The organism is Mycobacterium kyogaense, assembly GCF_003254575.1.
Classification (GTDB): Bacteria; Actinomycetota; Actinomycetes; order Mycobacteriales; family Mycobacteriaceae; genus Mycobacterium; species Mycobacterium kyogaense.
The window spans coordinates 217988-240705 of record NZ_QJUA01000002.1; the positions used below are offsets into that span (position 1 = coordinate 217988).

General features: G+C 66.9%; 17 protein-coding genes. 6 read left to right on the forward strand and 11 right to left on the reverse strand.

What is annotated here, in order from left to right; translation table 11 throughout:
• Window positions 1-9: 9 nt before the first annotated feature.
• The gene (locus DMB80_RS03135; protein WP_162938395.1) at window positions 10-1083 is read right to left on the reverse strand and encodes a phosphatase PAP2 family protein; all 1074 of its coding nucleotides are present in this window, start codon (window positions 1081-1083) and stop codon (window positions 10-12) included.
• A 113-nt stretch (window positions 1084-1196) separates the two neighbouring features.
• On the reverse strand, window positions 1197-1946 hold the full coding sequence (locus DMB80_RS03140; RefSeq protein ID WP_111508493.1) for a deoxyribonuclease IV: 750 nt from the start codon (window positions 1944-1946) through the stop codon (window positions 1197-1199).
• Between the two features lie 65 nt (window positions 1947-2011).
• Between DMB80_RS03140 and sthA the strand changes: the two genes are divergently transcribed.
• A complete protein-coding gene (gene sthA / locus DMB80_RS03145) occupies window positions 2012-3427 on the forward strand; it encodes a Si-specific NAD(P)(+) transhydrogenase (RefSeq protein WP_111508494.1) in 1416 nt (471 codons plus the stop codon).
• A 53-nt stretch (window positions 3428-3480) separates the two neighbouring features.
• Here the strand turns inward: sthA and DMB80_RS03150 are convergent, their stop codons facing one another.
• From DMB80_RS03150 to DMB80_RS03185, 8 genes are all read right to left on the reverse strand, one after another.
• On the reverse strand, window positions 3481-7434 hold the full coding sequence (locus tag DMB80_RS03150; protein WP_111508495.1) for a DNA-directed RNA polymerase subunit beta': 3954 nt from the start codon (window positions 7432-7434) through the stop codon (window positions 3481-3483).
• Between the two features lie 33 nt (window positions 7435-7467).
• The gene (gene rpoB, locus DMB80_RS03155) at window positions 7468-10962 is read right to left on the reverse strand and encodes a DNA-directed RNA polymerase subunit beta (protein WP_046361094.1); all 3495 of its coding nucleotides are present in this window, start codon (window positions 10960-10962) and stop codon (window positions 7468-7470) included.
• A 360-nt stretch (window positions 10963-11322) separates the two neighbouring features.
• Window positions 11323-12912, reverse strand: coding sequence for an alpha/beta hydrolase (locus DMB80_RS03160; RefSeq protein WP_111508496.1), 1590 nt, complete (start codon window positions 12910-12912; stop codon window positions 11323-11325).
• Between the two features lie 293 nt (window positions 12913-13205).
• A complete protein-coding gene (locus DMB80_RS03165) occupies window positions 13206-14279 on the reverse strand; it encodes an ABC transporter ATP-binding protein (RefSeq protein ID WP_111508497.1) in 1074 nt (357 codons plus the stop codon).
• 199 nt (window positions 14280-14478) lie between these two features.
• Window positions 14479-14868: a 50S ribosomal protein L7/L12 gene (rplL, locus tag DMB80_RS03170; RefSeq protein ID WP_046361092.1), complete on the reverse strand. Its 390-nt coding sequence runs from the start codon at window positions 14866-14868 to the stop codon at window positions 14479-14481.
• Between the two features lie 59 nt (window positions 14869-14927).
• Complete coding sequence (gene rplJ, locus DMB80_RS03175; protein ID WP_111508498.1) at window positions 14928-15455, reverse strand: 50S ribosomal protein L10; 528 nt, start codon at window positions 15453-15455, stop codon at window positions 14928-14930.
• A 237-nt stretch (window positions 15456-15692) separates the two neighbouring features.
• Window positions 15693-16595 carry an ROK family protein gene (locus tag DMB80_RS03180; protein WP_111508499.1) on the reverse strand — a complete coding sequence of 301 codons (903 nt, stop codon included), beginning with the start codon at window positions 16593-16595 and terminating at the stop codon, window positions 15693-15695.
• 4 nt (window positions 16596-16599) lie between these two features.
• Entirely contained in the window at window positions 16600-17556 is a 957-nt protein-coding gene (locus tag DMB80_RS03185; RefSeq protein WP_111508549.1) for a helix-turn-helix transcriptional regulator, read from the reverse strand.
• A 61-nt stretch (window positions 17557-17617) separates the two neighbouring features.
• Between DMB80_RS03185 and DMB80_RS03190 the strand changes: the two genes are divergently transcribed.
• Window positions 17618-18151: a DinB family protein gene (locus DMB80_RS03190; RefSeq protein WP_111508500.1), complete on the forward strand. Its 534-nt coding sequence runs from the start codon at window positions 17618-17620 to the stop codon at window positions 18149-18151.
• Between the two features lies 1 nt (window position 18152).
• The gene (locus tag DMB80_RS03195; protein WP_111508501.1) at window positions 18153-18749 is read left to right on the forward strand and encodes a DinB family protein; all 597 of its coding nucleotides are present in this window, start codon (window positions 18153-18155) and stop codon (window positions 18747-18749) included.
• Here the strand turns inward: DMB80_RS03195 and DMB80_RS03200 are convergent.
• Window positions 18746-19342: a TetR/AcrR family transcriptional regulator gene (locus DMB80_RS03200; RefSeq protein ID WP_111508502.1), complete on the reverse strand. Its 597-nt coding sequence runs from the start codon at window positions 19340-19342 to the stop codon at window positions 18746-18748. The two genes, DMB80_RS03195 and DMB80_RS03200, sit on opposite strands and share 4 nt — an antisense overlap.
• Window positions 19343-19424: 82 nt before the next feature.
• Here DMB80_RS03200 and DMB80_RS03205 point away from each other — a divergent pair, with 82 nt between their 5' ends.
• The 3 genes from DMB80_RS03205 to DMB80_RS03215 are packed head-to-tail and all read left to right on the forward strand — an operon-like array spanning window position 19425 to window position 22641.
• Window positions 19425-20390 (forward strand): oxygenase MpaB family protein, encoded by a 966-nt coding sequence (locus tag DMB80_RS03205; RefSeq protein ID WP_111508503.1) that lies wholly within the window; start codon window positions 19425-19427, stop codon window positions 20388-20390.
• Entirely contained in the window at window positions 20387-21742 is a 1356-nt protein-coding gene (locus DMB80_RS03210; protein ID WP_111508504.1) for an ABC1 kinase family protein, read from the forward strand. Before DMB80_RS03205 ends, DMB80_RS03210 begins: the two co-directional genes overlap by 4 nt.
• A complete protein-coding gene (locus tag DMB80_RS03215) occupies window positions 21742-22641 on the forward strand; it encodes an alpha/beta fold hydrolase (RefSeq protein ID WP_111508505.1) in 900 nt (299 codons plus the stop codon). The genes DMB80_RS03210 and DMB80_RS03215 overlap by 1 nt, the downstream gene beginning before the upstream one ends.
• The last annotated feature ends 77 nt before the right edge of the window (window positions 22642-22718 follow it).

Below are 22718 nucleotides of genomic sequence, written 5' to 3' on the forward strand. Positions count from 1 at the left end.
TTGCGACGGTCACACAAGATCTGTAATAGTCGCGCGAGCGCGCCATGCGTCGTAGCGATGCAGCCCGATCAGGACCACCGCCGCCAGCGCCCACCCCAGCAGTAGATCGACCACGTAATGCTCGGCGCTGTAGACCAACGTGAACGCCATGACCAGCGGATAGGCGACCAACAAAGGGCGCCAGCGCCGCTGCACCCGCGTCCACAGGAATGCGGCCAACGCCGCGGACATGCCTGCATGTAGCGACGGGATCGCCGCCACCAGGTTCACGCTGGCCTGCCCCTGGTCCAGCAGCGCGGTCGCCGAATGGAGGTTCAGCTTGCCCCAACCACGGCCCACGATGCGCTCGACCCATCCGTGCGCGTCGTCCTGGGTGAACTGCATCGAGCCGAGCAGACCACCGTCGGGTACGCCGCGCGCCGAGCGGAACATGCAGCCCGGCCCGGACGGCCCACCGGACACGTCACCAGGTGTGCAGCGGGCCGCGGCCCACGGCGGGGCGGCCGGCAGCAGCGCATAGATCAGCAGCGCGATCAGATTCAGCCCGACGAAGAGCCGGACGAACGCCTTCCACTCCTCCCGATCGCGGAGCCACAGCACGCCCGCGATGACATAGGGGAGGATGAAGAACGACATGTAGACCGCGCTGATCACCACCTCCCACCAGGGCGGCGTCGGCATCTTCAGGCGTTCCTGCAGCCACACCGTGGGCATCGCGCCGCCGAACATCGCGCGGTCGGCGTCGGCCTGCCAGTGCCACAGCGTGGGGCGGCCGATCAGCGTGGCCGCTCCCCTGCTCAGGTCGTAGGCGATGAGCACCAGCGCGAACGGCAGCCAATCGCGCACCACGGCGATCATCCGCCGGCCCTGCCCGATACTGGCGGCCAGCAGACCGGTGCAGATGTAGACCAGCAGCAGCTCGCGGTTGAACGCCAGACCGTCGGTCACCGTCCGGTACGCGACGACCGCGGCCCAGACGGCGACGGCGACCCACCGCAGGACGCGCAGCCGGTTCACACCGCGCCGCGGCGGTGCGTCCGGCGCGGGCGCAGGTGCAATCGACGACTGTTCGATTGCGGACACATGAGCCTTTCGACACGGGAAGGGCAAGGATTCCCGGCGTCAGACTAATTAACCTCGCGGCCAGCTGCCGTTCAACATGGGTTCGGCTACGAAGTTGTGACCGTCAAGGTCTGTCAGAGGTTGTCGCGCAAGAACGCGATGTCGTCCTTGCGGCCCTCGTCGGCGGTCTCGCAGATCACCGGCGCGCCGGCGGCGGACACGACCGCGACCAGCAGCTGCGGATCGATCTGCCCGGTGCCGAAATTCGCGTGGCGGTCCGCACCCGAGCCCGCGGCATCGCGCGAGTCGTTGCAGTGCACCAGGTCGATGCGGCCCGTGATGGACTTGATGCGCTCGACCGCGTCGACCAGCGCCTCGCCGGCCGCCCAGGCGTGGCAGGTGTCCAGGCAGAACCCGATGCCCTTGTCCCCGATGTGGTCCCACAGCCGGGCGATGGTGTCGAAGTGACGGGCCATCGCGTGGTCGCCGCCCGCGGTGTTCTCGAGGTAGACCGGAACCTCGGACTCCAGATAGTCGAGCGCCTTCACCCACCGTTCGAAGCCCGCGTCCATGTCGTTGTCGTCGGCGTGGCCGCCGTGCACGATCACCGCGGTGGCGCCGACCTCGGCGGCCGCATCGCAGGTGTCCTGCAGGATCTTGCGCGACGGGATGCGCACCCGGTTGTTCGCCGACGCCACGTTGATCAGGTACGGCGCATGCACGTAGATCGGTGTGCTCGCCGCCCGCAGTACCTCGGCGTCCTCGCGCGGTTTGGGCTTCTTCCAGCTCTGCGGGTTGCCGAGGAAGAACTGGATGACGTCGGCGCCGTCAGCGGCCGCCGCTGCCAGGGGGTCGTCACCGTGGACGTGGGATCCGATCAGCACGCCGCCGAGTCTAAACGCGGCGTCAGACAGGGGTGCGAAGCGGCGAATTGGGGAAAGGTAAGGGCATGGCGTCGCAGACGGAATACGACCTGGTGGTCATCGGCTCGGGCCCTGGCGGGCAGAAAGCGGCGGTGGCCGCAGCGAAACTCGGCAAGTCCGTCGCGGTGATCGAACGCGGCTGGATGCTGGGCGGGGTGTGCGTCAACACCGGGACGATCCCGTCGAAGACGCTGCGCGAGGCCGTCATCTACCTGACGGGGATGAATCAGCGCGAGCTGTACGGCACCAGCTACCGGGTCAAGGAGCACATCACCACCGACGACCTGCATCAGCGCACTCAGCACGTCATCACGCGGGAGGTCGACGTGGTCCGCTCGCAGCTGATCCGCAACCGGATCGACCTGTTCACCGGACACGGTCGCTTCGTCGACCCGCACACCGTCATCGTGGAGAACGACAACGACAGCGAGCACATCACCGTCAGCGCCGAGAACATTGTGATCGCCACCGGCACCAAACCCGCCCGGCCCGACGACATCGAGTTCGACGGCGAGCACGTGCTCGACTCCGACGGCATCCTCGGGCTCAAGAAGGTGCCGCTGTCGATGGTGGTGGTCGGCGCCGGCGTCATCGGGATCGAATACGCCTCGATCTTCGCCGCGCTCGGCACCAAGGTCACCGTCATCGAGAAGCGCCCCTCGATGCTCGACTTCGTCGACTCCGAGATCGTCGAGGCGCTCACGTTCCACCTGCGCGATCTCGCGGTGACGTTCCGGTTCGGCGAAGAAGTCACCGGAGTGGAGATCGGCGAGAACACCACGTTGACGACGCTGGCATCGGGCAAGCGGATCGCCGCCGATACCGTGATGTACTCGGCCGGGCGGCAAGGCCTGACCGAGACGCTGGACCTCGAGGCGGCGGGCCTGGAGGCGGACAAGCGGGGACGCCTGCAGGTCGACGACGACTTCCGCACCTCCGTCGACCACATCTTCGCCGTCGGCGACGTCATCGGGTTCCCCGCGCTTGCCGCGACCTCTATGGACCAGGGGCGCCTCGCGGCCTACCACGCGTTCGACGAGCCGGCCAACGACATGACCGCACTGCAACCGATCGGGATCTACACCATTCCCGAGGTGTCGTTCGTCGGCGCCACCGAGGCCGAACTGACCGAGAAGTCGGTGCCGTACGAATTCGGGGTGGCCCGCTACCGCGAGCTGGCCCGCGGGCAGATCGCCGGCGATTCACACGGCATGCTCAAGCTGCTGGTCTCCACCGAAGACCGGAAGCTGTTGGGAATTCACATCTTCGGCAGCAATGCCACCGAGCTGATCCACATCGGGCAGGCCGTGATGGGCTGTGGCGGCACGGTCGACTACCTCGTCGACGCGGTGCTGAACTATCCGACGTTCTCCGAGGCCTACAAGATCGCCGCGCTCGACGTCACCAACAAGCTGCGCGCCGTCGAAGAGTTCCAGAAATAGAAAGAACCCCCACTCGTGCTGAGTGGGGGTTCTTCCTGTCTGACTCTGACTACCTACCGGTAATCGCTGTAGCCGTAATCGTCCAGCGGCACCGCAGCGCCGGTGGCCTGGCCGAAGTCCGGGCTGTAGTACTGATCCTCGTAGGACGGGATCGTGTACGCCGCAGCACGGGCCTCTTCGGTCGGCTGAACCTGGATGTTGCGGTACCGGTTGATGCCGGTACCGGCCGGGATCAGCTTGCCGATGATCACGTTCTCCTTCAGACCCTGCAGCTTGTCGCTGCGGCAGTTGATCGCCGCATCGGTCAGCACGCGAGTGGTCTCCTGGAACGACGCCGCCGACAGCCACGAATCCGTGGCCAGCGATGCCTTCGTGATGCCCATCAGCACCGGACGGCCCGCCGCGGGCTCGTTGCCCTCGGCGACGACCCGACGGTTCTCCGACTCGAATTCGCCACGCTCGGTCAGCGAGCCGGGCAGGAACTCCGTCGCACCCGAATCGATGATCGTGACGCGACGCAGCATCTGCCGGACGATGACCTCGATGTGCTTGTCGTGGATCGACACACCCTGCGCGCGGTACACCTCCTGGACCTCCTTGACGAGGTGGATCTGCACCTCGCGGGGACCCTGGACGCGCAGCACCTCGTGCGGGTCGGCCGAGCCTTCCATCAGCTGCTGGCCGACCTCGACGTGGTCACCGTCGGTCAGCAGACGCTCGGAGCCGTCGTCGTGCTTGAACACCTTCAGGCGCTGACGACGAGAGAGCTTGTCGTACACGACCTCTTCGCCCCCGTCATCGGGAACGATGGTGATCTTGTAGAACTTGTCGCTCTCCTCCAGGCGAATCCGCCCGGTGACGTCGGCGATCGGGGCGCGGTTGCGGGGCACGCGGGCCTCGAACAGCTCCTGCACGCGGGGCAGACCACCGACGATGTCCTGCCCACCGGTGACACCACCCTGGTGGAAGGTACGCATCGTCAGCTGCGTGCCGGGCTCACCGATCGACTGCGCGGCAACGATGCCGACAGCCTCGCCGATGTCGACCAGCTTGCCGGTCGCCATCGAACGGCCGTAGCACATCGCGCACACACCGGTGCCCGTCGTGCACGTCAGCACCGACCGCACCTTGACCTCGGTGATGCCCGCGGCCAGCAGTGCGTCGATCGCCGGGTCGCCCAGGTCGTGACCACGCTCGACGACGACGTTGCCGTCGGCGTCGACCGCGTCGGTCGCCAGGGTGCGGGCGTAGGCCGACGTCTCGATGTGCTGATCGCGCACCAAGGTGCCGTCGTCCTGCTTCTCGGCCAACGTGACGTTGATGCCACGCTCGGTCTCGCAGTCGTTCTCGCGAACGATGACGTCCTGGCTCACATCGACCAGACGGCGGGTCAGGTAACCCGAGTCGGCGGTACGCAGCGCGGTGTCGGCCAGACCCTTACGAGCACCGTGGGTGTTGATGAAGTACTCCAGCACCGTCAGGCCCTCGCGGAACGAGGACTTGATCGGACGCGGGATGAACTCACCCTTGGGGTTCGTCACCAGGCCCTTCATGCCGGCCAGGGTGCGGGTCTGCGTGAGGTTACCCGTCGCGCCGGACTTCACGATCGTGATGATCGGGTTGTCCTCCGGGTAGTAGTCCTCCAGCGCCTTACCGACCTCTTCGGTCGCGTCCTGCCAGATCTTGACCAGAGCCTCGTTGCGCTCGTCGCGGTTGAGCGCGCCGCGCTGGTACTTCTTCTCGATCCCGTCGGCTTCGCCTTCGTAGCGATCGAGGATGGCCGCCTTCTGCGGCGGCACCAGCACGTCGGCCATCGAGACCGTCACCCCGGAACGCGTGGCCCAGTAGAAGCCGGCGTCCTTGAGCTTGTCGACGGTCTGCGCGACCACGATCATCGGGTAGCGCTCGGCCAGATCGTTGATGATCCGGGCCTGCACCTTCTTGTGCATCTGCTCGTTGACGAACGGATAGCCCTTGGGCAGCAGCTCGTTGAACAGCACGCGACCCAGCGTCGTATCGGCGGTCCAGGCGTCGCCCGGGGTCCAGCCGTTCTCGAACAGTTGCGCCTCCAGACCCGCCGGCGGACGCTGCTGCGTCAACCGGACGCGGATCTTCGCGCGCACCGACAGGGCACCGCGGTCGAGCGCCATGATGGCCTCGGCCGGGCTGCTGTACACACCGGACTCCGGCTGATCCTTGGCGGCAGGCGTGTACTCGCCGGTGTCGCCGTCGATCTCGGTGGTCAGGAAGTACAGGCCGGTCACCATGTCCAGACGCGGCATGGCCAGCGGGCGGCCCGACGCGGGAGACAGGATGTTGTTCGAGGACAGCATCAGGATGCGGGCCTCGGCCTGCGCCTCCGCGCTCAGCGGAAGGTGCACGGCCATCTGGTCACCGTCGAAGTCGGCGTTGAAGGCCTCACACACCAGCGGGTGCAGCTGGATGGCCTTGCCTTCGACCAGTTGCGGCTCGAAGGCCTGGATACCCAGGCGGTGCAGCGTGGGTGCGCGGTTCAGCAGCACCGGGTGCTCGCCGATGACCTCTTCGAGGACGTCCCACACCTGCGGGCGCTGACGCTCCACCATGCGCTTGGCGCTCTTGATGTTCTGCGCGTGGTTCAGGTCGACCAGACGCTTCATCACGAACGGCTTGAACAGCTCGAGGGCCATCAGCTTCGGCAGACCACACTGGTGCAGCTTGAGCTGCGGGCCGACCACGATGACCGAACGGCCCGAGTAGTCGACACGCTTGCCGAGCAGGTTCTGGCGGAACCGGCCCTGCTTGCCCTTGAGCAGGTCGGACAGCGACTTGAGCGGACGGTTGCCCGGTCCCGTGACGGGACGGCCCCGGCGGCCGTTGTCGAACAGCGCGTCGACGGACTCCTGCAGCATCCGCTTCTCGTTGTTGACGATGATCTCGGGCGCACCGAGGTCGATCAGTCGCTTGAGGCGGTTGTTGCGGTTGATCACGCGGCGATACAGGTCGTTGAGGTCCGACGTGGCGAAGCGACCACCGTCGAGCTGGACCATCGGTCGCAGCTCCGGCGGGATCACGGGCACCGCGTCGAGCACCATGCCCATCGGCGAGTTCCGGTTCGTCTGGAACGCCGCGACCACCTTGAGTCGCTTGAGCGCACGCAGCTTCTTCTGGCCCTTGCCGTTCTTGATGGTGTCGCGCAACGACTCCGCCTCGGCATCGATGTCGAAGTTCTCGATGAGCTTCTTGATCGACTCGGCACCCATGGCGCCCTCGAAGTACTCGCCGTAGCGGTCCTGCAGCTCGCGGTAGAGCTGCTCGTCGACGATCAGCTGCTTGGGAGCCAGCTTGGTGAACGTCGTCCAGATCTCCTCGAGCCGATCCAGCTCACGCTGGGCCCGGTCGCGCAGCTGACGCATCTCGCGCTCGCCACCGTCGCGGACCTTGCGCTTGACGTCGGACTTGGCGCCCTCGTCCTCGAGCTCCTTCATGTCGGCTTCGAGCTTCTGCGCCCGGGCCTCGAGGTCGGCGTCGCGCTGGTCCTCGAGGGCCTTGCGCTCGACGGCCATCTCGGCCTCGAGCGTGGACAGCTCGTTGTGCCGCATCTCGTCGTCGACAGCGGTGATCACGTAGGCCGCGAAGTAGATGATCTTCTCGAGATCCTTCGGGGCCAGGTCGAGCAGGTAGCCCAACCGCGACGGCACACCCTTGAAGTACCAGATGTGCGTGACGGGAGCGGCCAGCTCGATGTGGCCCATCCGCTCGCGGCGCACCTTGGCGCGAGTGACCTCGACGCCGCAGCGCTCGCAGATGATGCCCTTGAAGCGGACACGCTTGTACTTGCCGCAGTAGCACTCCCAGTCGCGAGTCGGTCCGAAGATCTTCTCGCAGAACAGGCCGTCCTTCTCGGGCTTGAGCGTGCGGTAGTTGATGGTCTCCGGCTTCTTGACCTCACCGAAGGACCAGTTACGGATGTCGTCCGCGGTGGCCAGGCCGATGCGGAGTTCATCGAAGAAGTTGACGTCTAACACGTAACTCCCTTTCCCCTTTCGGGACTAGAAAACTTAAGCAAGATCTTCGACAGAGGCGGACTCGTTGCGGGACAGGTTGATACCGAGGTTGGCAGCAGCACGCTCCAGGTCCTCGTCGTCACCGTCACGCATCTCGATCGCCGCGCCGTCCGAAGACAGCACCTCGACATTCAGGCAGAGCGACTGCAGCTCCTTGAGAAGCACCTTGAACGACTCCGGAATGCCCGGCTCGGGGATGTTCTCGCCCTTCACGATGGCCTCGTACACCTTGACGCGGCCGACCGTGTCGTCGGACTTGATCGTCAGGAGCTCCTGCAGCGTGTACGCCGCACCGTAGGCCTGCATGGCCCAGCACTCCATCTCACCGAACCGCTGACCACCGAACTGCGCCTTACCACCGAGCGGCTGCTGGGTGATCATCGAGTACGGACCGGTCGAGCGGGCGTGGATCTTGTCGTCGACCAGGTGGTGCAGCTTCAGGATGTACATGTAGCCCACCGTCACCGGGTACGGGAACGGTTCGCCGGACCGGCCGTCGAACAGTTCGGCCTTGCCCTGCGCGTTGACCATGACATCGCCGTCGCGGTTCGGGAGCGTCGAGCCGAGCAGGCCTTCGAGCTCCTTCTCCTGCGCACCGTCGAACACCGGGGTGGCCACGATGGAGTCGGACGGAGCCGACTGCATGCCCTCGGGCAGCTTCGCCGCCCATTCGGGTGCACCCTCGATGTTCCAGCCGGCCTTGGCGACCCACCCGAGGTGGGTTTCCAGGATCTGGCCGATGTTCATACGACGCGGCACACCGTGGGTGTTCAGGATGATGTCCACCGGGGTGCCATCGGGCATGAACGGCATGTCCTCGACGGGCAGGATCTTGCCGATGACGCCCTTGTTGCCGTGGCGTCCGGCGAGCTTGTCGCCGTCGGAGATCTTGCGCTTCTGGGCCACGTAGACGCGGACCAGCTCGTTGACACCGGCGGGCAGCTCGTCGTCATCCTCGCGACTGAACACGCGGATGCCGATGACCTTGCCGGACTCACCGTGCGGCACCTTGAGCGACGTGTCGCGGACCTCGCGGGCCTTCTCGCCGAAGATGGCGCGCAGCAGGCGCTCCTCGGGAGTCAGCTCGGTCTCGCCCTTCGGGGTGACCTTGCCGACCAGGATGTCGCCGTCGCGGACCTCGGCGCCGATGCGGATGATGCCGCGCTCGTCGAGATCGGCCAGCACCTCATCGGAGACGTTCGGGATGTCCCGGGTGATCTCCTCGGCGCCCAGCTTGGTGTCGCGGGCATCGATCTCGTGCTCTTCGATGTGAATCGAGGTGAGCACGTCCTCTTCGACCAGGCGGTTGGAGAGGATGATCGCGTCTTCGTAGTTGTGACCCTCCCACGGCATGACGGCGACGAGCAGGTTCTTGCCCAGCGCCATCTCACCGTTCTCGGTGCACGGACCGTCGGCGAGCACCTGGCCCGACTCGACACGCTGCCCGGCGTCCACGATCGGGCGCTGGTTGGCGCACGTGCCGTGGTTGGAGCGGGCGAACTTGCGCATCCGGTAGGTGTGCCGGCTGCCGTCGTCGGCCATCACGGTGATGTAGTCGGCCGAGACCTCCTCGATGACGCCCGCCTTGTCGGCGACGATGACGTCACCGGCGTCGATGGCGGCGCGCAGCTCCATGCCGGTACCGACCAGCGGGGCCTCGCTGCGGACCAGCGGAACGGCCTGGCGCTGCATGTTGGCACCCATGAGGGCACGGTTGGCGTCGTCGTGCTCGAGGAACGGGATCATCGCCGTCGCGACCGACACCATCTGGCGCGGCGAGACGTCCATGTAGTCGACCTCGGCGGCCGAGACGAACTCGACCTCGCCGCCCTTACGGCGGACCAGGATCTTCGCCTCGGTGAAGCGACCGTCACCGTCGAGCGGCGAGTTGGCCTGCGCCACGACGTGGCGGTCCTCCTCGTCGGCGGTCAGGTAATCGATCTGGTCGGTGACCTGGCCGTCGATGACCTTGCGGTACGGCGTCTCGATGAAGCCGAACGGGTTGACCCGCGCGTACACCGACAGCGAACCGATCAGGCCGATGTTCGGGCCTTCCGGGGTCTCGATCGGGCACATGCGGCCGTAGTGGCTGGAGTGCACGTCGCGGACCTCGAGGCCGGCGCGCTCACGGGACAGACCGCCGGGGCCCAGCGCCGACAGGCGGCGCTTGTGGGTCAGACCCGACAGCGGGTTGTTCTGGTCCATGAACTGGCTCAGCTGCGACGTGCCGAAGAACTCCTTGATCGCCGCCACGACGGGACGGATGTTGATCAGGGTCTGCGGCGTGATCGCCTCGACGTCCTGGGTGGTCATGCGCTCACGCACGACGCGCTCCATCCGCGACAGGCCGACCCGGATCTGGTTCTGGATCAGCTCGCCGACGGTGCGCAGGCGGCGGTTGCCGAAGTGGTCGATGTCGTCCACCTCGACCGGCACCTCGACCCCACCGGGCACCGTCATCGAGGTCTGGCCGTCGTGCAGACGAACCAGGTACTCGATGGTCGCGACGACGTCCTCTTCGGTCAGCGTCGAGCTGGTGATCGGCTGGCCGGCGTTGAGGCCCAGCTTCTTGTTGACCTTGTAGCGGCCCACCCGGGCCAGGTCGTAGCGCTTCTCCTTGAAGAACAGGTTCTCCAGCAGGGTCTGCGCGGACTCCTTGGTCGGGGGCTCGCCCGGCCGCAGCTTCCGGTAGATGTCCAGCAGCGCCTCGTCGGTGCCTGCGGTGTTGTCCTTCTCCAGCGTGCCCATCATGATCTCGGAGAAGCCGAAGCGCTCCGTGATCTGCTCGTTGGTCCAACCCAGCGCCTTCAGCAGCACGGTGACCGGCTGCCGGCGCTTGCGGTCGATACGCACGCCGACGGTGTCGCGCTTGTCGACGTCGAACTCCAGCCACGCACCGCGGCCGGGGATGACCTTGACGCTGTGCAGCGTCTTCTCGGTCGACTTGTCGATCGTCTCGTCGAAGTACACGCCCGGCGAGCGGACCAGCTGGCTCACCACGACACGCTCGGTGCCGTTGATGATGAAGGTGCCCTTCTCCGTCATCATCGGGAAGTCACCCATGAACACCGTCTGGCTCTTGATCTCGCCGGTGTTGTTGTTGATGAACTCGGCGGTCACGAACAGCGGCGCCGCGTACGTCATGTCCTTGTCTTTGCACTCGTCGACGGGTGCCTTGACCTCGTCGAAGCGCGGATCGGAGAAGGACAGCGACATCGAGCCCGAGAAGTCCTCGATCGGGGACAGCTCCTCGAGAACCTCCTGCAGACCACCCTTGGGGTCCACATCGCCGCGGTCGACGGCGCGCTGGAACCAGTCCTGCGCACCGATCAGCCATTCGAACGACTCGGTTTGGACGTCGAGAAGCCCGGGAACCTCGAGGGGCTCACGGAGTTTCGCGAAAGAAATCCTGTTTGGTGCTCCGGGAACGGAGTTGTTGGTTACTGACTCGATCTGGCGGGACCCTGCCAAGATGCATCCTTCCAGCACCTCATGCGACCGTAGTACCGGAGGAGACCGGACCGTCGTGCCGCGATTCTGCGTCGGTTCGGCTGGCTCCACGAGCCGCCCCCGGCGCACGGCACGCGTCTAGATCGCTGAGCAGGGCTCAGGCTTCGACTACGTGGGCGGTGCGGATGAGGTGGGCAGGATGCAGCCAGCGCAACGTCCAACGATAGCGCAGGACGGGCTATTCCTCAACATCCGCCAAAGATCGCATGCCACGAAGGCTTGGTCGCTGGCTGGCGTCCTCATCCCGTGCAAACATGCTGGCCAATAGATTGGCCCGGTTTCGCCCTTCCGTCAAGAGACAACGCGGTGTTTGGGGGTAATTGCCGCATCAGATGCTCATCAGATCGTCACGGTGCGTACGCGCCGGGTCGATGACGAGGTCAGCTGATCCCACCACCAGCCCGTGACGACGCTCCACGCCGAGGCGCCACTGTTGTAGAGCCGGTCGGTGTGGGTGCCGTCGAGCATGTCGTTGATCCAGCCCGCGGCGAGCACCTTGTTCGCCAGCACATCCACCGGTGACGAGTGCCCCATCGCGAGGTAGGCGAAGTACTGCACGATCGGCGCGGTGGTCTGCATGCCGTCGGCGTGCGAACCGTCCCGGAAGGTGACGCCCGTGAACATGCCCGGCCGCACGGAGTTCAGCTTGCGATTCGTGTCGCCGTACCAGTTCCACGAGCTGGGCCCGGCGGCGATGTTGTACACCGGGATCGACGTGGGGATCGCCGCGATGTCCTGCCCCAGAAAGCTCAGCGTGCCGACACCGTCGAACATGATCAGCCCGGCCAGATCGTCGGCGTTGCCGGTCTCCACCATGTATCTGCCGACCATCGCCACCAGGCCGCCTCCTGCGGAGTGCCCGGCGAGCACGACCCGCGTGGGCAGCACCCCGTCGAATCCGGCCGCGCGGGCGCTGGCGGTCAGCGCGGCGCGGTCGCCGGCGAACAGAGCCGCGATCGCGCGCCCGGTGCTCGGCCATTCGAGGGGATAGTCGTCGATGTCGAACGGGTTCCACGTCAGCGACGGCACCACCACGATGCTGTCGGTCTTCTCGGCCAGGTAGGCCGCCGTCGCGCTGTAGAACGAGGCATTGGCCAGGAAGCCGTGCTGCAGGTAGATCAGCCCGGCCGGAGAGTCGGTGTCCGGGAAGTACCAGTCGGCGGGGACGTCCTTGTGACCGCCGATGGTCAGCGTCGAGGACTCCACCCGCACGCTGCTGCCGAAGGGCGTGCGGACCGGACCGGCGAAGAACTGCATGGTGTCGGTGTAGAAGTCGTAGAACTTCTTCCCGATGGTGTTCAGCACGTCCAGCAACGTCGACTTGGTCTGCACCGGCGGCGCCTCGGCAGCGGCCAGCTGCATCACCATGGCGCCGTCCTGTGCACCCAGATCGGTCTCGATGCCCGTGGCGAACGCGCTGAAGTGGGAGCGACGCTGCTCGGAGGACGTGGCGGCGGGCTCACTGACGGGTTCGGCGACGGATGCACTCGTGGGCTCGGCGACGGACTCACTCGTGGGCTCGGTGACGGACGGTTCAGACGCCGGGTCAGACACCGGGTCTGACTCCGGCGCGCGGTGCTTGCCGCCGCCGAACAGTGACCGCACGGGCTTGCGCGTCGGACCTGTGGTTATCGGGTCGTCCGTCGCCGTGGTCGGCTCGGGATCCGGGGACGCCACGACAGGCGTTCCCACGTCGGGATCGGTCGCGTCGGGATCGGCCTCAGGCTTGTCCGCGTCCGGTTTCGTCGAGTCCGGTGTCGTCTCGGACTCGTCCCGGTGCGGCTTGAGACCGAGCTTGCGGTCCCGCTTCGGAGCGGTCTTCACCGTCGTCGCGTCATCGCCGCCTCGTGTGGCGTTCGATGATGCCTGGGTGTCCGTGCCCGACGAGGTCCCCTCGTCAGCCGCCGCGACACCAGCACTGGTCAGCATCGCAGCTGACATTCCCCCCGCTAGTAAGCCTGTCCCCAACCAGACCCGATAGCGGTCGACCATTTTTCTCCTGTTTCAGACAGCACCGAGAAATCACGCGTAACTGTCGTGAGTGCGGTTTTCCGCGCGATGACGCGATTCTGGCAAACTGTATAGCCGCTATGACGGCCCCGCAAGAGAACGGGCGATGAAAACTTGACAGGCGCCGAGAACGGCGCCTGTCGGTGGGTTGATCAGGGCGCGGCAAAGCCGCTCACGTCAGATGAGAGTGCCGCCCGGGGAGCGGGCTGCCGTCAGCGTTCGCCGCTGACGGGGATACGCCCGGTGGGCGCATCGTCCTCGTCACGACGCGACTGCTCGCCGTCGTAGTCGCGAGCAGAGGAAGTCTGCGTGTTCTCGAGGTCCTCGCGGATGGCTTCCTGGGCGGCCGGGGGCAGGGTGTGCATGATCTCGCGCACCCGCGCCTGACGACGCGCGACGGCTTTGCGCTCGGGCATGCCCGGCGTGGCCATCACCTGCGGCGGCACGCCCTCGATCTCCTCGACACCACCGTCGTGGTGGCCGGCGTCGACCATGGCCTGCTCCTCGGCCATCGTCGACTCGTCCTTCTCTTCCGACATGCCGATCGGACCGAGGCGGCGGCCGTTGAGGAACTGGCGCACCACCGGCTCGTCGGAGGTCAGCAGCACCTCACGCGGGCCGAACATCACCAGGTGCTTGCGGAACAGCATGCCCATGTTGTCGGGCACCGTCCGCGCGATGTTGATGTTGTGCGTCACGATCAGGATCGTGCAGTCGATCTGGGCGTTGATGTCGATCAGCAACTGCGACAGGTAGGCCGTACGCACCGGGTCCAGACCCGAGTCCGGCTCGTCACAGAGAATGATCTGCGGGTCCAGCACCAGCGAGCGAGCCAGACCGGCACGCTTGCGCATACCACCGGAGATCTCCCCGGGGAATTTGTTCTCGTCCCCACCCAGACCGACGAGGTCGAGCTTCTCCATCACGATCTGACGGATCTCGGATTCCTTCTTCTTCGTGTGCTCACGAAGGGGGAACGCCGTGTTGTCGTACAGGCTCATCGAGCCGAACAGCGCGCCGTCCTGGAACATCACACCGAACAGGGTGCGGATCTCGTAGAGCTCCTTGGCCGAGCACTCGATGATGTTCGTGCCGTCGACGATGATCTTGCCGCGCTCCGGCCGCAGCAGGCCGATCAGCGACTTCAAGAACACCGACTTACCGGTACCCGACGGGCCCAGCAGCACGCTCACCTCACCGGCGGGCAGGTCGAACGTGACGTCTTCCCAAATTCGCTGCGAACCAAAGGACTTCGTCAATCCCTCGACCTGGATACCAATGCCCACGCGAATTCCTCTCGCCTAACCAGCACGTGCTCGCCACGGATTACCCGCCTGTGGCTTGAGTCACTGTAACCTACCGGCCCACGTGCCGAAGCCGGACCGGCCTGAACGCAGTGTGGGGCTGGCCTGTTTGCCAGACCAGCCCCACTTTTGACGTTGTCGTCGATGCCCGATTCGAACCCGACGGCTACGTAACTGCGTCTTACTTGACGGACACCGATGCGCCGGCGGCCTCGAGCTTGGCCTTGGCGTCCTCGGCGGCCTCCTTGGTGACCTTCTCGAGCAGCGGCTTGGGCGCGCTGTCGACGAGGTCCTTGGCCTCCTTGAGGCCCAGGCCGGACACGATCTCGCGGACGACCTTGATGACGCCGATCTTCTTCTCGCCGGCACCCTCGAGGATGACGTCGAATTCCGACTGCTCCTCGGCGGCCTCGGCGGGGGCACCGCCGGCGGGGCCGGCAGCAGCAACGGCGACCGGCGCCGCAGCGGTGACCTCGAAGGTCTCCTCGAACGCCTTCACGAACTCGCTCAGCTCGAGCAGGGTGAGCTCCTTGAACGCGTCGAGCAGCTCTTCAGTGGACAGCTTGGCCATGATGGTCCTTCCTTCGTTACTTCTTGATGTCTGTGGGTGGGTGGAACGTGCGGGAACCGCTATGCGGCTTCCTCAGCGGCCTTCTTCTCTTGCAGCGCGGCAGCCAGACGTGCGACCTGCGACGCCGGAGCGTTGAACAGACCGGCAGCCTTGGTCAGGTTGCCCTTCATCGCGCCGGCCAGCTTGGCCAGCAGCACCTCGCGCGACTCGAGGTCCGCGATGCGGTTGACCTCGTCGACGGACAGCGCGCGGCCGTCCATGTAGCCGCCCTTGATGACCAGCGCCTTGTTGTCCTTGGCGAAGGTCTTGATCGCTTTGGCGGCGTCGACGGCTTCTCCCCTGACGAACGCGATCGCGGTGGGACCTGCGAACAGTTCGTCGAGACCTTCGATGCCTGCCTCGGCCGCCGCACGCTTGACCAAGGTGTTCTTGGCAACGGTGTAGGTGGCGGAGTCGCCGAGCGAACGGCGCAGCTGCGCGAGGTTGGCGACCGTCAGTCCGCGGTATTCGGTGACGAGCGTCGCCGTCGCCTCCTTGAACTGCTCGGCGATGTCGGCGACCGCGGTGGCCTTGTCAGCCTTGGCCATGCATGCCTCCTCGTGGTGGGTGTACGGATGTCCCATCGAGGAGCGCGGGCCGGGCGCAGGAGAAGGAGGGCGGGAAAACACGAACGCCCCGACGCAGACAGGTCGGGGCGCACACATATGAGGTACGTGCCTCGTCCTCCTGCGTGGGCCGCCGGGTGAAACCCGGACCTTCAACCATGTGACTGGTGACCGACGGTCTTCGGTGGAACGCCGCAAGAATAGCGTGCTGCGCCCCGATCAGCCAAAACGGCCGAGGGCGGCGGCACCGATCAGCCCGGCATCGCCACCGAGCCGGGCCGGCACCACATGCAGCCCGTGCAGGAAACTCAGCCCCGCGTAGTCCCGCAATGCGGTCCGCAGCGGGTCGAACATCAGCTCCCCGGCGCGAGCCACGCCACCGCCGATGACCACGAGGTCCAGATCGCACGTTGCTGCGACGGAAGCGATCATCCGCGCCAGCGCGTCGGCGCCGCGCCGGAATGTCTGCAGGGCCACCGGGTGGCCCCCGCGCGCGTCCTCGGCCAGTTCCCTCGCTCCGGCGTCGGGCGGGGCCTGCCAGCCGTGGACGCGCGCCCACCGCGCCAACCAGGGACCGGCGGCGACGGTTTCCACACAGCCCCTTCCGCCGCACGTGCACGGCGATCCGTCGGGTTCGACCACGACGTGACCGACGTGGCCGGCGTTGCCCGTCCGTCCGTGAAACGGCGCTCCGTCGACAACGAGTCCGCCGCCGACGCCGGTGGAGACCACCATGCCGAGCAGGAATTGCGCGCCCTCCGCCGCGCCGCGCCACTGCTCCCCCAGCGCCATGCACAATCCGTCACCACCGAGACGCGCGGGGACACCGGCGAGCTCCCCCACCCGGGCGACGATCGGAAAGCGTTGCCAGGCTGGGATGTTGATCGGACTGACGGTGCCCGCGGGGACATCGATCGGGCCGGCTGATGCGATACCGATGGCGTCCACGGTGCCACCGGCGGCCGCCAACGCACCGCTGAGCAGATTCTCGGTGGCGGCCCAGATCGTCTCGGCGTCGGCGCGCGGTGTCGGCAGTTCCGCGCGGTGTCGCAGCGCGCCGGAGTCGTCGACCAGTCCCACCGCCAGTTTGGTGCCGCCGATGTCGAGGGCGAGCGTCAGCATCCGGTCATCCTCTCGTGGCACGTCGCATCCGCTCCGCCATCGCCACCATCGCGTCGGCCAGCTCGGGAGACTCCAGGATCTCGAAGTCGGCGTCGACCATCGCGAGCCACGGCACCATCTGCCGGGGATCGTCGGCACCGGCGGTGACGATGGTCGCGTCGGGGCCGTCGGCTTCGATGTCCACGGAGCCGGCCGGGAAGTGCGGGGCGACGGTGTCGACGGGTGCGTGATAGCGGATACGGGCCACGTACCGGTACGGCGACGTGCTGATCGAGCGGCGCACGTAGGCGGCCGCGTCTGGAGCGTCGCGCGCCGCGAACGTGGTGCCGACCGCGGCGACGTCGGACATCCGGTCCAGCCGCAGGCTCCGCCAGTCCTGCCGGTCGCGGTCGAATGCGAGCAGGTACCAGCGGCGACCAGTGGTCACGAGCTGGTAGGGCTCGAGACGGCGCCGCGTCGCGGTGCCGCCCCGGTCCACATAGCCGGCGGTGACGTGTTCGCGGTCCCGGCTGGCTCGGGCGAGCGTCATCAGCACGTCGGGTTCGACGACGGACTCTGGCGCGCCCGATGTCAGCGTGACCGTGGCGTCGTGGACGGCGGAGACCTGGGAGCGCAGCCGTCGTGGCATCACCTGGTCGAGCTTGCTCAGTGCGCGCAGTGCCGATTCGCCGACTCCGGCGACGCTTCCGCCTGCCGCGAGCCGCAGGCAGACCGCCATGGCGACCGCCTCGTCGGGGTCCAGCAGCAGAGGCGGCAGCGCGGCGCCGGCGCCCAGTTGGTAACCGCCGCCGTGGCCCCTGCTGGCGGCGACGGGGTAGCCGAGCTCACGCAACCGCTCGATGTCTCGGCGCACACTGCGAGTCGTGACACCGAGCCGGGCGGCGAGGTCGTCGCCCGACCACACCCGCCGGGACTGGAGCAGGCCGAGGAGCTGCAGCACGCGGCTCGTCGTCTCGGACACCCCCACAGCGTGCCAGAGTTTCAGGACCGAAATTGTCCTATACCTCTGCGACGCTTGCACCATGGACGTCACCGACGAACTGATCGACCAGCTCGACTTCCACTGGCGGACGCAGCTGCGGCCGCGCCTGGAGGGCCTGACCGACGACGAGTACTTCTGGCAGCCGGTGCCGGACTGCTGGACCGTGCACCCCGACGGCCGCGTCGACTTCGCCTACCCGCCGCCGCAACCGGAGCCCTTCACCACGATCGCGTGGCGGATGGCGCACCTGATCGTCGGCGTGCTGGCGATGCGCAGCCACGCGCATTTCCAGGGCCCGCCTGCCGACTACGCATCGTGGCCCTACGCCACGGACGCGACGACCGCGATCGCCCAACTCGACACCGAGTACCAGCGCTGGGTCACCGGCGTCCGCAGCCTCGACGCCGCGGCCCTGGCACGCCCGTGCGGCCCGGCCGAGGGCCCCTACGGCGAGCGCCCGATGATGACGTTGGTGCTGCACATCACCCGCGAGATGATCCACCACGGTGCCGAAATCGCCTGCATCCGTGATCTTTACGCACACACCCCGCACGTACGAACCAAGGAGAACTGACATGCCCGGACTGCCACCGCCCGCCGACGGCGAACGCCAGACGCTCATCGAGTTCCTCAGGTTCAACCAGAATGCGTTCTTCTCGGTGGCTCACGGCCTGACCGACGAGCAGGCCCGCGCAACGCCATCGGCGAGCGCGTTGTCGGTCGGCGGCCTGGTCAAGCATGCCGCCGGCGTGCAGCGCGGGTGGCTCGCACGCGTCGTCGCCGCTCCGGACTTTCCGCCTCCCGACCCGCGGCCGCTCGAGGAGCAGATGGCCGAGCATGCCGATCAGTACACGATGCGCGATGACGAGACGTTGGCCGATCTGCTCGAGGACCTGCGAACCGTCAACGACGAGGTGGTGATGGCCTTCGCGGAGAAAGACCTCGACACTCCGGTCCCGGTCCCCCACGAGGTGCCGTGGTTTCCCAGCGATGTCGACTTCTGGACGGTGCGCTGGGTCGCGCTGCATCTGGTCGAGGAGCTGACCCGGCACGCCGGCCACGCCGACATCATCCGCGAAACCTGTGATGGCGCAACGATGTACGAGCTGATGGCGGAACAGGAAGAATGGCCGGAGACAGACTTCGTCAAGCGCTGGCGCCCGGCGAACTAACGCAGCACCAGGGCCAGCGCATGGTCGACGACGGCGTCGAGATCGTCGCCGAGGCGTCCGGCCAGCCACTGCTGCGCGAGTTCGGCCATCGCGCCGGTGTAGAGCGCAGCCGCCACCTGTGCGCCCACCGCGTCGGGATCCGGGTGCAGTCGCCAACCTTCTGACAGCACCGCCTCACGCAACAGGTCTTGCGTGGCGGCCCGGCGGGCAGCGAGCACAGGATTGGCCCGCGCATCGGTGAACAGCACTCGGCCCCGCCGCGGATCGGTGGAGCTGAACTCCAGCACGGCCGCCATCCCGGCCCGAGTGCGAGCGCGCAGCGACGCGCCTGCCGCCGCCATCGCGGCGTCGACGGCCAGGGCCAACTCCGCGCTGACCCGGTCGTAGACGGCGCCGAGCAGGGCGTCGACATCAGGGAAGCTCTCGTAGAAGTACCGGGAGTTCAGACCGGTCTCCCGGCACGCCGATCGCACCGACAGTGCCTGCTCGCCGCCCTCCCCGAAGATCCGGTACGCGGCGTCGACCAGCAGTTGCCGCCGCTCGGCACGGCGGTCGACCAGCGGCACGCCCGCCCATCTCGTGGGAGTCGACACCCGGTCAGCGTAGGCCGCCGCGAGTCTGGTCACAACCGTATCCAGAAGCTAAACTGGGCACACCCGTGACCAGGAGGATCAGATGTTCCTGCCGCACCAGCTCATCGGCCAGGTGCTCGACCGCCGCTTCGACCAGGATGTGCGCCGGCACTTCTTCAAGGGGATGGAGTTCGCCGCGCCCACGGGTGATCCGGGCTGGTTCGGCCCGGGCAGCGCCGTGTGGCACGTGCACTCGCACACCCACGCGCTGATCTTCGGCCTCCAGTGCGCCGCATTCCTGGAACGTCTGGACCCCTCCATCTACTGGATGGGCGTCCATCACTCCCGGCTCGTCCGGGACGACACCCGCCACGATCCGATGCCCCAGATCGACCCCGAGGGTGCGCTCACCCGCCTCGGACACTCCGTCGCCTTCTTCATCGGCACGGCCTACGGCTCGACCGCGACCGCCGAACGGCTGGCGACCACGGTCGCGTCGATGCACCACACGATCAAGGGCACCCGGCCCGACGGCGCGCGCTACGACGCCGACGACCCCGAGTGGCTGCGCTGGAACTATGCGACGGTGGTCTGGGGTATCGCCACCGCGCACGAGCTCTACCATCCGAACCCGTTGCGCGGCAAGAAGATCGACCGTTACTACGACGAGTTCGTCCGCGTCGGCCACGCGCTCGGCGGCACCGACCTGCCCACCACCAAAGCCGACACCCTCGACTGCCTGAAGTCATACCTGCCGAAGCTCGCCGTCACCTACGGCACCGCCATGGCCACCGGGCCGAACCTGCCGCTGCCGCAGGCGGCGCTGAACTGGGCCGTTCGCGACACCATGCCGCCCTGGGCCAAGGGCCTGATCCAACACAGCGACCCCAACATCGTCGAGCGCACCGCCCGTCGCGCCCTCGTCTGGTCGATCATCAACGGGGTACATGCGGCGTCCGGAACGATGCCGGAGTTCGAGCAGGCCAGGGCTCGTGTCGCCGACGTTCCTGTGACCCGGGGCACACAGATTTTCGAGCGTGCAGGGGCTTTTGAGACACTGCAGGGATGAGTACAACGCGGAACACACAGCACCGCGGGGTAGCCAAGCTCGACCGTGTGCCCCTGCCCATCGAGGCAGCGCGCATCGGCGCGACCGGCTGGCAGGTCACTCGCACCGGCGCGCGGGTCGTGTCGAAGCTGCGCTCCCGCGGTTCGCTGCAGCAGAAGATCGTCAAGCAGATCCCCCAGGCCTTCGCCGACCTGGGACCGACCTACGTGAAATTCGGCCAGATCATCGCGTCCAGCCCGGGTGCGTTCGGCGAGCCGCTGAGCCGAGAATTCCGCAGTCTTCTCGACCGGGTACCGCCCGCCGATTCCGAGGCCGTGCACAAGCTGTTCCGGGAGGAGCTGGGTGACGACCCGGCGAATCTGTTCGCCTCGTTCGACGAGAAGCCATTCGCTTCCGCGTCGATCGCGCAGGTCCACTACGCGACACTGCACAGCGGCGAAGAGGTGGTCGTCAAGATCCAGCGACCGGGCATTCGCCGCCGCGTCGCCGCCGACCTGCAGATCCTCAAGCGGGGAGCGCGCCTCGTCGAGTTCGCAAAGCTGGGTCAGCGGCTCTCCGCGCAGGACGTCGTAGCCGACTTCGCCGACAACCTCGCCGAGGAACTGGACTTCCGGCTCGAGGCGCAGTCGATGGACGCCTGGGTGGCCCACATGCACGCCTCCCCGCTGGGCAAGAACATCCGCGTGCCGCAGGTCTACTGGGACCTCACCAGCGAGCGGGTGCTGACCATGGAACGCGTCTCGGGTATTCGCATCGATGACGTGGCCGCGATCCGCAAGAAGGGCTTCGACGGCACTGAGTTGGTCAAGGCGCTGCTGTTCAGCCTCTTCGAGGGTGGGCTCCGGCACGGCCTCTTCCACGGCGATCTCCACGCCGGCAACCTGTCCGTCGACGACGACGGCAAGATCGTGTTCTTCGACTTCGGCATCATGGGGCGCATCGATCCGCGGACCCGCTGGCTGCTGCGCGAACTGGTGTACGCGTTGCTGGTCAAGAAGGACCACGCTGCGGCAGGCAAGATCGTCGTGCTGATGGGTGCGGTCGGCACCGTCAAGCCCGAGGCGCAGGCGGCCAAGGACCTCGAGAAGTTCGCCACCCCGTTGACGATGACGTCGCTGGGCGATCTGAGCTACGCCGAGATCGGCAAGCAGCTCTCCGCGCTGGCCGAGGCCTACGACGTCAAGCTGCCGCGCGAGCTGGTACTGATCGGCAAGCAGTTCCTCTACGTCGAGCGCTACATGAAATTGCTGGCGCCCAGCTGGCAGATGATGAGCGACCCGGCACTAACGGGATACTTCGCGAACTTCATGGTCGAGGTGTCGCGCGAGCACGACCAGGAGTTGGACGCCTGATGCAGGTACGCAGTGGCACTGCACCCTCCGGCGAGATCGACATCCACTACGAGGACATGGGCGACCCGGGCGACCCGGCCGTCATGTTGATCATGGGGCTCGGCGCGCAGATGATCTTCTGGCGCACCGAGTTCTGCGAGAAGCTGGTCAACCAGGGACTGCGGGTCGTCCGCTTCGACAATCGCGACTGCGGACTGTCGGGCAAGCTGCGCGGCCGGCGCGCCCGGTCCCCGCTGCCGCTGAGCATGGCGCGCTCGTTCCTCGGAATTGCCAGCCCGGCGCCCTACCGGCTCGAGGACATGGCCGACGACACCGCCGCCCTCGCCGACCATCTCGGCATCGAGCGTGCCCATGTCGTCGGGGCATCGATGGGGGGCATGATCGCGCAGGTCTTCGCCGCCCGGCATGCCGAACGCACGCGCTCACTGGGTGTGATCTTCTCCAGCAACAACCAGTCGGCGCTGCCGCCGCCCGGACCGCAGCAACTGCTCGCGATCCTGTCCAAGCCCTCGGGTACCGGCCGCGACGCGATCATCGACAACGCGGTCAAGGTCAGCAGGGTGATCGGCAGCCCGGGGTATCCGCGGTCCGACGATGCGCTGCGCGCCGACGCCATCGAGGGCTACGACCGGTCCTACTACCCGGCGGGAATCGGCAGGCAGTTCTCGGCGATCCTGGGCAGTGGCAGCCTGCGCGGGTACAACCGCAAGACCACCGCGCCCACCGTCGTGATCCACGGCACGGCCGACAAGCTGATGCGCCCGTCGGGTGGCCGTGCGATCGCCAACGCGATCCCCGACGCACGACTCGTGCTGTTCGACGGTATGGGCCATGAACTGCCCGAACCCCTGTGGGATGACATCGTCGGCGAGCTGAAGACGACGTTCGCGCAGGGCTAGCAGAAGCACGTACCATGCCTGACGGGCATGCGTGACCGCCGTTTCAGGAGATCCTCTTCGGGCAGCTTGCTCAGGAA

What these genes read in the sequence shown, in the direction of transcription:
- DMB80_RS03190 (WP_111508500.1), top strand. Translation starts at nt 17,618, where the DNA reads ATGGACGTCACCGACGAACTGATCGACCAGCTCGACTTCCACTGGCGG.
- DMB80_RS03180 (WP_111508499.1), bottom strand. Translation starts at nt 16,595, where the DNA reads ATGCTGACGCTCGCCCTCGACATCGGCGGCACCAAACTGGCGGTGGGA.
- rplL (WP_046361092.1), bottom strand. Translation starts at nt 14,868, where the DNA reads ATGGCCAAGCTGTCCACTGAAGAGCTGCTCGACGCGTTCAAGGAGCTC.
- DMB80_RS03205 (WP_111508503.1), top strand. Translation starts at nt 19,425, where the DNA reads ATGTTCCTGCCGCACCAGCTCATCGGCCAGGTGCTCGACCGCCGCTTC.
- rplJ (WP_111508498.1), bottom strand. Translation starts at nt 15,455, where the DNA reads ATGGCCAAGGCTGACAAGGCCACCGCGGTCGCCGACATCGCCGAGCAG.
- DMB80_RS03215 (WP_111508505.1), top strand. Translation starts at nt 21,742, where the DNA reads ATGCAGGTACGCAGTGGCACTGCACCCTCCGGCGAGATCGACATCCAC.
- sthA (WP_111508494.1), top strand. Translation starts at nt 2,012, where the DNA reads ATGGCGTCGCAGACGGAATACGACCTGGTGGTCATCGGCTCGGGCCCT.
- DMB80_RS03210 (WP_111508504.1), top strand. Translation starts at nt 20,387, where the DNA reads ATGAGTACAACGCGGAACACACAGCACCGCGGGGTAGCCAAGCTCGAC.
- DMB80_RS03195 (WP_111508501.1), top strand. Translation starts at nt 18,153, where the DNA reads ATGCCCGGACTGCCACCGCCCGCCGACGGCGAACGCCAGACGCTCATC.
- DMB80_RS03160 (WP_111508496.1), bottom strand. Translation starts at nt 12,912, where the DNA reads ATGCTGACCAGTGCTGGTGTCGCGGCGGCTGACGAGGGGACCTCGTCG.